At 63.4% G+C, this 11,592-nt stretch carries 9 protein-coding genes; 1 reads left to right on the top strand and 8 read right to left on the bottom strand.

Features of this window, described 5'->3' with window-relative positions; all coding sequences use genetic code 11:
• Positions 1 to 38 precede the first annotated feature (38 nt).
• On the top strand, positions 39 to 311 hold the full coding sequence (locus ACUXVH_RS08255; RefSeq protein WP_019094742.1) for a DUF3077 domain-containing protein: 273 nt from the start codon (positions 39 to 41) through the stop codon (positions 309 to 311).
• A 293-nt stretch (positions 312 to 604) separates the two neighbouring features.
• On the opposite strand, the gene ACUXVH_RS08250 is transcribed toward ACUXVH_RS08255, so the two are convergent.
• The 8 genes from ACUXVH_RS08250 to ACUXVH_RS08215 all read right to left on the bottom strand — a co-directional run bounded on the left by ACUXVH_RS08250 (position 605) and on the right by ACUXVH_RS08215 (position 11,542).
• Positions 605 to 2,056 (bottom strand): mannose-1-phosphate guanylyltransferase/mannose-6-phosphate isomerase, encoded by a 1,452-nt coding sequence (locus ACUXVH_RS08250; RefSeq protein ID WP_011059366.1) that lies wholly within the window; start codon positions 2,054 to 2,056, stop codon positions 605 to 607.
• Between the two features lie 192 nt (positions 2,057 to 2,248).
• On the bottom strand, positions 2,249 to 2,917 hold the full coding sequence (locus ACUXVH_RS08245; RefSeq protein ID WP_011059367.1) for an alginate O-acetyltransferase AlgF: 669 nt from the start codon (positions 2,915 to 2,917) through the stop codon (positions 2,249 to 2,251).
• A gap of 15 nt (positions 2,918 to 2,932) precedes the next feature.
• The gene (locus tag ACUXVH_RS08240; RefSeq protein ID WP_053149123.1) at positions 2,933 to 4,108 is read right to left on the bottom strand and encodes an alginate O-acetyltransferase; all 1,176 of its coding nucleotides are present in this window, start codon (positions 4,106 to 4,108) and stop codon (positions 2,933 to 2,935) included.
• An 11-nt stretch (positions 4,109 to 4,119) separates the two neighbouring features.
• Positions 4,120 to 5,685 (bottom strand): MBOAT family O-acyltransferase, encoded by a 1,566-nt coding sequence (locus ACUXVH_RS08235; RefSeq protein ID WP_053149125.1) that lies wholly within the window; start codon positions 5,683 to 5,685, stop codon positions 4,120 to 4,122.
• Positions 5,686 to 5,872: 187 nt separating this feature from the next.
• Positions 5,873 to 6,988, bottom strand: coding sequence for a mannuronate-specific alginate lyase (locus ACUXVH_RS08230; RefSeq protein WP_065364592.1), 1,116 nt, complete (start codon positions 6,986 to 6,988; stop codon positions 5,873 to 5,875).
• An 8-nt stretch (positions 6,989 to 6,996) separates the two neighbouring features.
• Complete coding sequence (locus ACUXVH_RS08225; protein WP_011059371.1) at positions 6,997 to 8,457, bottom strand: alginate O-acetyltransferase; 1,461 nt, start codon at positions 8,455 to 8,457, stop codon at positions 6,997 to 6,999.
• 11 nt (positions 8,458 to 8,468) lie between these two features.
• Positions 8,469 to 10,058, bottom strand: a complete 1,590-nt coding sequence (gene algG, locus ACUXVH_RS08220) for a mannuronan 5-epimerase AlgG (protein ID WP_065364591.1) — start codon at positions 10,056 to 10,058, stop codon at positions 8,469 to 8,471.
• 26 nt (positions 10,059 to 10,084) lie between these two features.
• A complete protein-coding gene (locus ACUXVH_RS08215) occupies positions 10,085 to 11,542 on the bottom strand; it encodes an alginate export family protein (RefSeq protein WP_036996876.1) in 1,458 nt (485 codons plus the stop codon).
• Positions 11,543 to 11,592: the final 50 nt, after the last annotated feature.

Raw genomic sequence — 11,592 nt, 5'->3', positions numbered from 1 at the left:
AACGTGGCAGCTCTCACTTTGATACGGGAGGTTCAACCATGTGCGCTATCAAGACCTCGGGCTTCGTCACCTTCGGTTCCTGTGGTGACGCCGATCAGTCCCTGTTCCGCGTCAATGCCGATGTGCCTTTGCAGCAGGCGCTGGAGCACGCGTCGACCCTGCTGTATTACGCCAAGAAACTCACCCTGGATGCGGCCATGGAAGACCAGGGCGAGCGCTACGCCTGGGCCGCGCATTTTCTGGCGGAAATGGGCAAGGCGGTGATCGATGACGTGGGATTGGGAATGAAGGAAGAGGTGTTGCAGGCCTGATCGATGTTTCTTGATGGAAGGAGTCGAAAGGGCGCTGCGTCTTCGTGGGAGGGACGCAGCGCTTTTTTGCTTCTTGTAGCCGCTGCCGCAGGCTGCGAACGACCGCGCAGGGGGCTCAAGACCGCTGAAGGTCCTTCGGCCCTTTTCGCAGCCTGCGGCAGCGGCTACAAAAAAATCCCCCTGTCCAGGCGCCTGCGGATAGGGGACGCAGGCGCCTGGAAGGGGGTTGAAAGGACTCGCTGATAACGGCGCTCTGCCTTTGCTCGCAGCTTGCCGCTTGAAGCCTGTCGCTGTTACTGGGCGATGGTCTTCACTGAGACGCCACGTTCCACCGGGGTGGAGCGGCCGTAGATATCTTCAAACCGCTCGATATCGTCTTCGCCCAGGTAGCTGCCCGATTGCACTTCGATGATCTCCAGCGGGATCTTGCCCGGGTTGCGCAGGCGGTGCACCGAGGCAATCGGGATGTAGGTGGACTGGTTCTCGGTGAGCAGGAACACGTTCTCGTCACAGGTGACTTCGGCGGTGCCGCTGACCACGATCCAGTGTTCGGCGCGGTGGTGGTGCATCTGTAGCGACAGGCAGGCCCCCGGCTTGACCGAGATGTGCTTGACCTGGAAACGCCCGCCCATGTCCACCGAGTCGTAGGAGCCCCACGGACGGTAGACCTCGCAGTGGTTCTGGGTCTCGCTGCGGCCCTGTTCGTTGAGGGTGTTGACCATCTGTTTCACCCCTTGGACCTTGTCCTTGTGGGCGATCATCATGGCGTCCTTGGTTTCCACCACGACGATGTTTTCAAGGCCGATCACCGACACCAGCTTGCCGTTGCCGTGGATCATGCAGTTCTTGCTGTCCTGGATCACCACATCGCCTTTGCTGACGTTGCCGTTGGCGTCTTTTTCATGCACGTCCCACAGCGACGACCAGCAGCCGACATCGCTCCAGCCGGCACTCAGGGGGACCACGCAGGCGCGCTGGGTCTTCTCCATCACCGCGTAGTCGAGGGAGTTGTCCGGGCAGCAGGCGAAGGTGGCTTCGTCGATGGTCACGGTGTCCGGGTCCTGCTGGCTGCGCTCCAGGGTCAAGAGGCAGGTGTCGTAGATGTCCGGGTCGTGTTTCTTCAGCTCTTCGAGGAAGCGGCTGGCGCGGAACAGGAACATGCCGCTGTTCCAGAAATAGCCGCCAGCCTGGACAAACTCGGTGGCGCGTTTTTCGTCGGGCTTTTCGACGAAGTGCGAGACCCGGCTGACCCCCTCCGGGAGCAGCGCATCGTTGGTGGACTTGATGTAGCCGTAGCCGGTTTCCGGCTTGGTTGCCGGGACCCCGAACAGCACCATTTCGCCACGCTCGGCGGCCACGGTGGCCAGGGCCAGGGCCCGTTGCAGGGCTTTCTGGTCGTCCAGGACGTGGTCGGCGGGCAGTACCAGCATCAGCTCGTCACGGCCTTCGTTGACCAGCATCATCGCGGTCAGGGCCACGGCCGGGGCGGTGTTGCGGCCGAAGGGCTCCATGAGGATGCGCTGGGATTCGAGCTTACGGGCCGCCAGTTGCTCGTTGACGATAAAGCGGTGGTCCTTGTTGCAGACCACGATGGGGGTATCCATGCCTTCGAACACCAGGCGCTCCAGGGTCTGCTGGAACAAAGTGTGTTCGCCGGTCAGGGCGAGGAACTGCTTGGGGAATTGCTTGCGCGAAAGCGGCCAAAGACGTGAGCCGCTACCACCTGACAAGATCACCGGAATCATGTTGTTACTCCTTCAAACATCGTATGGGTTAGAGCTACTGCGTTCTGTCGTTTCACTCTTGTTTTTGTTGCGTGACCGGATGCTCGCGGCGTTCCTGTGTAGGAGCTGGCTTGCCAGCGAAGGCGTCCTCAAGGGCCCCTTCGCCGGCAAGCCGGCTCCTACGGGGGGACGGGCAAGGCATCCGGAAATTCGTTAGCGCGTGGAGACGGGGCGTTTCACCCAGACCGGCGACAGGTTGCTGCCGTTGCCGGTGACGTAGAGCACCGCTGCTTCGCCGCGCTCCAGGGCCACGGGCTTGAGGTCGCTGACCTTTTTCTCGCCGTCATACAGGGCGAAGCTGACCTTCACCGGGTTGATTTCGCGCTCGCCGCGGCCCTTGGCGGCCACGGCCTTGACCACATCGGTCTTGCCGTCGGCGGTCTTCAGGGTCAGGGCCTGGTCGCTGAGGTTCTGCACCCGCACCAGGGATTTCTGCTTGTTCTTGAACGGCGGTTCTTCGATCAGTTGCGGCTGGCCGCTGGCGTTGTTGACCAGGGTGTAATAGTGATCGGCGGCCAGTTTTACCGGTACGCTCTGGCTGCCCACCTTGGCGGTGTAGTCGCCGCCGGGCATGAAGCTGAAGTCGCTGCTGGCCAGGGGCGCGACGTCATTGACGTTGGTGCTGCCCACCGTGGCGCTGACTTCGCTGTTGCTGGCGTTGTACAGGCGCACGAAGGTCGAGCCCTTGGGCGCGGTGGGGCCGTACAGGGCGGCATCGCCACCGGCGAATACCGGAGCTGATAGCAGGCCCAGGCCCGCGGCCAATACGGCAGCTTTCAGGGATTTGGCAGCGAGACGACGAGGAGTAGTAGTGAAAGTCATGAGTGTTACCTCTTTTCAGTTTTGCGCCCGGTCGGGCGTCTCGGATTTGTTGAGTGCAGCTACGTTCTGTTGGCGAGCACCGGCTTGCTTGAGCTCTGCGACCCACTGCGGGTCGGCGTCGCCGATTTCGTTGTTCACAGGCAGATAGCGTTCAGGGAATTCCCAGATCAGCACCTGGGGCGGGTTGTTCTTGAAGTCGTCGCTTTTCAGGTAGCTGAGCATCGGCAGGATCGGGCCGTGGCCGTCTTCGGCGTAGCTCAGCACGTCGCTGTGCAGGGCCTGTTTCAGGGCGCCGACGAAGTTCCAGCTGGGGTTGGCGCTGTAGCTGGTGCCCACCAGGGTCACCGGCACTTCGCGGTCGGCGAACAGCGCGTCGTCGGCGGCCGGCTGCTCTTCGCTGGCCCGGGTCACGCGCTTTTGCAGGGGCTCTTCGGCCGGCATCAGGTTTTCGAACAGCGGGTCCAGGGGCAGGAAGCGGCGCAGGTCGCCCTTGTGTTCCACGGTCTCTTCGGTCTCGGTGACGAAGCGCTGTGGCTGACCGCTGAGCGGGGTCTTGGCGGCGATGGTCAGGGCCAGTTGGCGGGCGACGATCTCGGCGCCGGCGGGGGTCCAGTGGGTGTCGGTGCGCAAGAACACTTGCTGGCCCTGTTGCTTGGCCTGTTGCAGGGGGCCAAGCAGGTCGGGGGCAAGGATCTTGTCGGCAGCGACCCGGGCGTGGAAGTCCTGGTAGAGGTTGGCGTGGATGCGCGCCGGGCGCACTTCGTCCATGTGTTCCGGGTACAGGCGCACCTTGGCCGGAACGATCGCCATCACCAGTTTCACCCCGTGCTCCTTGAGGGTCTGGCGCACGCCTTCCACCAGGGCGTAGTTGCCCTGCAGATTGAGCTCCTCGTTGACCACGGGGTTGAACTCTTCATCGCTGTACAGCCACTGGTCACGGCCCAGCACCACTCCCGGGCGCCCTTCGTTGAACAGCTTGAAGTCCAGGGCGGCCCAGAGGTTGGTGCCCAGGCGCTTGATCGGGAACTGGTCGTCGTAGTGGGTTTCCACCGCCTTGGCCCAGCGCCCGTTGAGCACGGTGGCATCGTTGTTGGTACTGAAACCGAAGAAGCTGCGCGCCGACCACAACCCCAGCACCAGCAGGGTCAGCAGGAACAGGGCGATGTAGAACACACGTAATGAGCGGGTCATGGGCAGATCCCTCAGAACTGGAAGTAAAGGAACGGCGAGAAGCTTTGCGCCGAGAGTTTGAGAATCGAGGCAATGAACAGCAGCAGCACCAGGGCGCGCATGGCGTAGCGCGACCAGTCGGCAGTCCAGTAGGCCGGCTGCACCTGGGCCTCGGTGCCGACGATGTAGCCCGGCTGGTGAATGCTGCCGGGGTTGTCCCCGGGCACCGCCTTGATCAGGCCGGGCTGGGCGCTGGCCGGGCCGTCGGCGGCGGTAGTGACCTCGGGCTTGGCCTTGACCGGCGCCGGGTTGCGGTACAGGTCACGCAGGCCGAAGAACGCCAGGGTGGCGTAGGCCAGGATCAGGGTCGCCACTTGCAGGCCGGTGAGGCTGGCGCGGTTGAGTTCCGACAGCGACCAGTCGCCAAAGCTGAACATCGCGCCGTACATGCGGCCTGCTACGTGCAGGTTCTCGGCGCGGAAGATCACCCAGCCCATCACCACCAGCAGGAAGGTCAGGGCCCAGCGCACCGGGTTCAGGCTGCGCGGCGTGGTATTGATGCCCAGGGCCTTTTCGATGGCCAGCCACATGCCGTGCCAGGCGCCCCAGACGATGTAGGTGAAGTTGGCGCCGTGCCACAGGCCGCCCAGGAGCATGGTCAGGAACAGGTTGCGGTAGGTGATCAGGGTGCCTTTGCGGTTGCCGCCCAGGGTGATGTACAGGTAGTCGCGCAGCCAGGTAGAGAGGCTGATGTGCCAGCGCCGCCAGAACTCGGTGATCGACTGGCTGATGTAGGGCTGCTTGAAGTTTTCCATGAAGCGAAAACCCATCATCAAGCCCAGGCCGATGGCCATGTCGCTGTAGCCGGAGAAGTCGAAGTACAGCTGCGCGGTGTAGGCCAGGGCGCCGAGCCAGGCATCGCCCGTGGTGGGGTTGTGCAGGGCGAAGCAGTGGTCGGCGACCACCGCCAGGGTGTCGGCGATGAACACTTTCTTGATGAAGCCCTGCATGAACCGCGTGCAGCCTTCGGAGAACTTGTCCAGGGTGTGGGTGCGGTTGTTGAACTGGTCCGCCAGGTCACGAAAGCGCAGCACGGGGCCGGCGATCAGGTGCGGGAAGATTGCCACGAACGCCGCGAAGTCGATCAGGTTGCGGGTGGCCGGGGTGTCGCCGCGGTAGACGTCGATGATGTAGCTGATGGACTCGAAGATGTAGAACGAGATGCCGATCGGCAGCAGCACGTGGGTCAGGATGAACGGCTCAAGCCCCATGGAGGTCATGATGGCGTTGATGCTGTCGACGCCGAAGTTGGCGTACTTGAAGTAGCCGAGGATGCACAGGTCCACCGCCACCCCCAGCAGCAGCCAGCGCTGGGCGGGTTTGGTCCTGACACCGGCGGCGCCGACTTTCAGGCCGATCCAGTAGTTCCACAGGGTGACCCCGGCGAACAGCGCCAGGAAGTCCACGCGCCACCAGGCATAGAACACATAGCTGGCGATCAGCAGCAGCAAGTTGCGATAGCGTTGCCCGCTCAAGTAGTACAAGCCGAGAAAGATCGGCAGGAACAGGAACAGGAACACATTGGATGAGAAAACCATCCCGATCTCTCCATGTTTAACCAATAGTCAGAGGCCGGAGCCCCCCCAAACCCCCCCGTGAAAAACCGGGAAAGCGGTACTGCGTGCAGCGCGCCCCCTGTAGGAGCCGGCTTGCCGGCGAAGGCGCTCTTGAGGGCCTCTTCGCTGGCAAGCCAGCGCCTACAGGGGGACGTTCCAACGATTCGAATCAGGAGCCCTTTTCATGGGCCGGGTCGTAGACCTTGGTCAGGTCGCCACCCAGGCGGAAAGTCTTGAACGGCTGCATCTTGTGCTTGCGCTCCAATGTCTCCGGAGCGCAGGTGTAGAGGCTGCAGTAGGGTTCCAGCCAGGCGAATTTCGAGTCGACCTTGAGGTCGGTCATGTCCTGTTCCTTGCCGTTCTTCTTCTCGAAGGTGTCCGGGTCCTTGACCCCGGCCAGCACCCGCTCGCCCAGGCGCTTGAGGGCGCTGTTGTTCTCCTGGCGCAGGTCGACGCCGTTGACCTGGGCGAAGCTGGCGATCATTGCCAGCGGCGGCAGGGCGTAGTTGTGGTAGGCCAGGGCTCGCTGCTGGCGCTTGAGTTCGTTGGGCAAGAAGCCGTCGGCATCGACCTGGTTGGCGCCGACCTTGTATTCCTTGACCGCCCAGTCGAACAGGTCGCGGCGGTTGGTGGCCACGGCGGTGGCCATCACCGACCAGGCGGCCCAGTAGGAGTGGTTGTTGGTCTTGTCCAGGGGCAGGTTGTCCCAGTCGCTGACCACCTGGTCGGCCATCTTGCTGAACCAGGCCTCGATCTTCTGTGCCTGTTCCTGGTGGGTGGCCAGGGGATGGGAGTCGGAGAACTTCAGCCGCAGGTAGGCCGAGGCCATGCTGCCCAGGGCCCATTTGCGCATCGACTTGCCGGTGTGGTTGAAGTCCTTGGACATCAGCGCATCGGCCTGGGCCCAGGCACTGAGCCAGGCGAGGGTGCAGTCCAGCTGTTCAGGGCGGCCGTCGCGCATGAACTGCATGACCCGCTTGCTGGTACCGCGCTCGATCTTGGTGATGTCCGCGGTGGTGTCGCGAAAGGCCTGTTCGGACTGCACGTTGAGGGTCGCCCGGGCCTTGTCCGAGCCTTCGTACTTGCTGCGAAACTGCAGGGCGCCGGTGTAGGGCGCCGGCATGGCGTCGCAGCCCTCGCTGTTGTCGCCGCTCTTGAACTTGTCCACCGGGGCGTAATAGCCCTGGGGCGGGCGCAGCGGCGCGGCGGCCTGGGCGCTGCCGGTGACGATGGCCAGCCCCAGCAGGCTGGGTATCAACAAGCGTTTCAAGTCTGTGCTTTGCATAGGTAACCTCATTGCCCGATCTGCGCGGTGCGTTGCTCGGCGCTCGGGAATACGTTGCGTTTGCAAATTTTCGCTTCGACCTTCTGCCCCGCAGTGCCCGCTTCCGGGCCCTGGATCTCGACCGCCAGCAGGTTCTGCGAGGCCCAGTCTTCGTCGGTGCGCAGTTCGAAGGCGAAGCGCCCGTCGGTGTCGGATGTTTCCGGTTTTTCGATCTTGATGTCCTCGTGGCGCCCGTTCATGTACCAGAGGGTGGCTTGCAGGGTTTTCACCGAGGTGTCGGCGAAGCGGATGTCGACCTGATGACCGCTGTTGCGCAGGTCCATGTTCTTGCTGTTGACCAGCAATTCGTTCTTGCCGGGCTTGAGGGTGGTGCTGCCGGTCATCTGCGCGTCCTTGCCCTCGCAGCCGTTGTCCAGCAGGGCCATCATCTGCCGGTAGATGGTTTCCTGGTCCAGGCGGTACAGCGGCGAGAATTCCCAGATGAGGATTTTCGGCGGGCTCTTCTGGAACTCGTCGCTGCCCAGGTACTGCAGCATCGAGCCTTCCAGGCCGCCGCCGGGGAAGGCGACGTTGAGGATGTCGGCACCGATGGCCTCTTCCAGGAAGCCGGCGAAGTTGTAGTTCTTGCCACTGTGGCTGGTGCCCACGAGGGTGATCTGCGGGTTGCCGGAGTCGCCGAACAGGTCGCCGTCGCCAGCCTCGCCCTTGGGCTCGGTGGTGAACTGGTCCATGTACTGGATGGCGTAGCTGGTGCCGCACAACTGGCCGGCCATGTTGTGCAGGGTGCCGGTCTTGCCCATGCGCCCGGACTTGTGGGTTTCGAATTCACGCCGTGGAATGTCGGCAAAGGCCGGCAACTGCTTGACCTTGTCGGCGACGATCTTCGCCGTGCGCTGGGCGCCATAAGGGGTCCAGTGCTGGTCGCCGCGGAAGTAGAAGTCGTGGGCCGGCAGGGTATCGGGCAGTTGTTCGTTGGTCAGCGGCGAGAGGTCCGGCACCACGTAGCCCATCTGCGCGAAGCGCCCGAGCATGGCCTTGTAGTTGCTCAACGCCTTGTCATAGTCGAAACGGGCTTTCTCCGCCGGGTTGAGCTTGTTGCGGTTCACCAGGCCGCGGGTCGGCTGATAGACCACCACCAGTTCCACGCCCTTGCTCTTGAAGGCTTCGTGCAACTGCTTGAGGCGGCGGTAGCCTTCGGGAGTGGTGTTGAACTCGGTGCGCAAATCTTCCTGGGTACGGAACAGCCAGTCGCCCTGGGCTTGCACTAGGGTGGTGAAGTTCTGCTGGTAGCGGGTCACGTAGTTCTTTGCGTCGTGGGCGGCCGGGCACAGGTTGCAGCACGGCTCGGCCTTGAAGTTCGGCGCGGCGCTTGTGGCGCTGGTTTCGTCGGCACGGGCGCCGGCGCTGGCGGCGAGAATCCCCGCGGTCAGGGCCGACAGGCCCAGGAGTTTGATCCAGTGTGGGTGCATGAAAGTCATCCTCAATCCCGCAATTCGGTCTGGCGTTCGACGGGGTCGATCAACACGGCTTTCTGCTGGCGCACCAGCAGGTCGAGAATTTCATCCTGGCGGTCGCCCAGGACCCCGGAGAAGCTGATGCCGCTGCTTTTGGTCGGCGCCAGCATGGAGACCCGGTACAGCTCCACGCTCAAGGGGGAGTCGATGGACATCGGCCCGCTGCCGTTGGCGGCCAGCTCGCCGCCGACCACGATCAGCGAGACCTGGGCGTCGAACGGGTCGAGCTTGATGTCGCGGTCGGTGTCGGAAAGGTCCTTGATGTGGCCGTAGACCCCGGTCAGGCCGTTGGCCATGGCGATGTTTTCGTACAGGCGGATGTTCACGCTGTTGCGAATGCGGATGCCGTGGCGGCGGTTGCTGATCACCTTGTTGCCGTAGATCAGGTTGTCGGCACTCTCGTAGAGGGTGATGCCGTCGGTGTGGTTGCGGTAGATCTCGTTGTAGGCGATCAGGTTGTTGACGCTGTTACGGTCGATCACCAGCCCTGAGAGGTGGTTGTCGTAGCTGCGGTTGTTGAAGATGAAGCTGTCGTTCACTTCCCGGGAAATGATGATGCCGTGCTTCTTCTTGGTGCCGTGGACGGTGTTGTCGGCAATGATCAGGCCATGGGAACGGTCGTGGGGGTCGATGCCGTAGACGATGTTGTCCTTGTAGGTGTTGCCCTTGAGCACGAAGTCCCGGGTCTCGTAGCAGTAGAAGCCGTACCACATGTCCGAGAACGTCGAGCCGACGATCCAGCCGGTGGGCTCGGGGCGCTTGAGCACCTTGGCCATGTTCGGCGTGTACTGGGAAATACTCACCCCGTAGGACTTGGAGTTGGCGTAGCCGAAGCTGGCCATCGTGCTGTTGACGATGTAAGTCTCGGTGCCGCCCCAGGCCAGCAGGAACGGGCGGAACTCCTTGGGCGAGCGGAAGGTCGCCGGGCCGTTGTCCTTTTCGCGCCAGCCCGTGACTTTGGTGTCACGCACGAACAGCTGGCCATCGTTGACCAGGAACGAGCCGCCTTCTTGGGACAGGCGCAGCTCCTGGGTCTGTTTGTCGATTTCCAGGATGCCGTGGCGGCCGACGACGATGGGCAGGCGGGCCAGGTAGACCCCGGGCGCGGTTTCGCTGATGTACTGCTTGGGCAGCTTGCCTACCAGTTCCTTGAGGTTGACGTAGCCGTCGTCGATGAAGATCGCCTGGGGTATGCCGTGCTGGCGCACCACCCATTCGGCCATCTTGTTGTCACCGCCGATAAAGTCCTTCAGGGCGTCTTCCTGCATCATCCGGCGCACGCTGATCTTGCCCGGCTTGCTGCGCACGATCTTCGCCGCGGCCGCCTCGGCGGTGTAGCCGGAGAGGTCGGGCAGGGTCGGCTTGGCCAGGGCCAGGGGCTCGGTGGGAGCACTGCTGACGGTGTAGGTCTTGGCCTGTTGCAGCTCCTTGGCGATGATCGGCGCCTTGGCCGTCTCGGCAGTGGCGAAGGCGCTGCTGCTGGCCAGCAGCAGGGCGCCGGCCAGGAGGCTCAGGGAGCCTCTGGACAACGGGCTCTGGAGAGTTTGAGTAGGCATGTCGGGCACTCCTTTAGCGGCTTGCATCAGAAGCGCCAGATCACGTCGATAAAGGCGCGGTGCATGTAGGAGTCGACCTCTTTGCCGTAGGCGTCGCCGGGCTTGAACACGCCACCGCGCAAACGCACCAGGGCCGAAGGTTCATCGATCGACTGGCTCAGGGCCGCGGGCAACAGGCCTTGCTTGAAGTACTTGGTGACCACCAGGTCCATCTCCTGGCCGAGGTCCTTCTTGCCATCCATGAGCGGCAGCGAGGTGCTGCTGAGCAGGGCGCCGGTGGTGTCGTCGTAGTTGTTGTCCACTGCGTTGATGCCGTTGCTGCCCACCGGTTTGTTGCCGTCCACACGCCAGAACTTGTGGTAGACCAGGCTGGCGTCGTAGTCCTCGCGCAGTTGCCAGGAACCGAACAGGGTGGCGCTCTGGGTGTTGTTCATTTCGCCCCGGAAGGCTTCGCCGAAGCGGTGCACCCGGGAGCGAGTACCGGTGTAGTTGGAGCGGTTGCTTTGCAGGCCGTTCTGTTCGTACTCGGCGCTGGCCCGGGCATAGGCCGCGCCCACTTGCCAGTTCGGGTCAAGGCGCAGGCGCACGCCCAGGTCGGTGGCCCAGCCGTTGAGGTTGTCCCCGCGCTTGGCTTGGGTCGGGCGGCTGCCATCGGCGTTCAGCGGGTTGACCGTATCGCGGTCGCCGCGCATGCCGGTGAGGCTGGCCCAGTAGTTGACGGTATTGGTGTTGCGCCAGTTAAAGGCGTCGCTGTTGGCTTCCAGGCCGAGCCAGGTCAGGTCGCCGTTTTCCTTCTTGTCCAGCGGGTCGCTGGCCACGCCGGGCTGGGCATAGTCGAGCTTGCCGTCGTCGTGGGTATGGTGGGCGCGGATGCCCACCCACTGGCCGGGCGTCCACTGGTAGGCGGCGTCGGCGTACAGGTGCAGGCGGTCCTTGTCCTTGGGCGCCAGCTCCTTGAGGTCGGTGCGGTATTCACTGAAGCGCTCGGCGGCCCCCAGGTTGGCCCGCAGCAGGGTGGTGTCGAAGGTCCAGTTCAGCGCCTCGATGTTGGTGTCGCGCCATTGCCCGTCATCGTTGCGCAGGCGCTGGCGGCCGAACTTCAACTGCTCGCCGGGGTAGGCGGTGAAGCCGCTGTAGCCGACCCAGAACTCGCGCATGGCTAGGTAGTTCTTCTTGGTCTTGCGGTCATCGTTGCTGGACTGCTGGCTGGCGTCGTCGCCGGACTGTTGCAGGGTGTCGGTTTCGATCACGTCGCTTGCGGTCACTGCCTGGCCCATGGCGTAGGCGCTCCAGTTGCCGCTTTCGCCATAGACCCAGGGCCGCAGGTCGAGGCCGATGCCGTTGACGTCGCCACCGCCCTGGGTGCCCAGGTCGCGATCGTCCTCGGACTGGCCGGTGATCTTCACTTCCAGGCCGAAGTTCTTGGTGTCGGTGATGGCCGCCAGGGTCGGGTTGGACCAGATCATGGCAAAACCCAGGGCCATGCCCAGTTTCGACAGGCACAAGCGCTTGCCTGTGGTTGTGGCGGCGGGGT

The organism is Pseudomonas sp. 8(2025), assembly GCF_052665325.1.
This window is presented reverse-complemented; position numbering and strand designations above follow the sequence as displayed.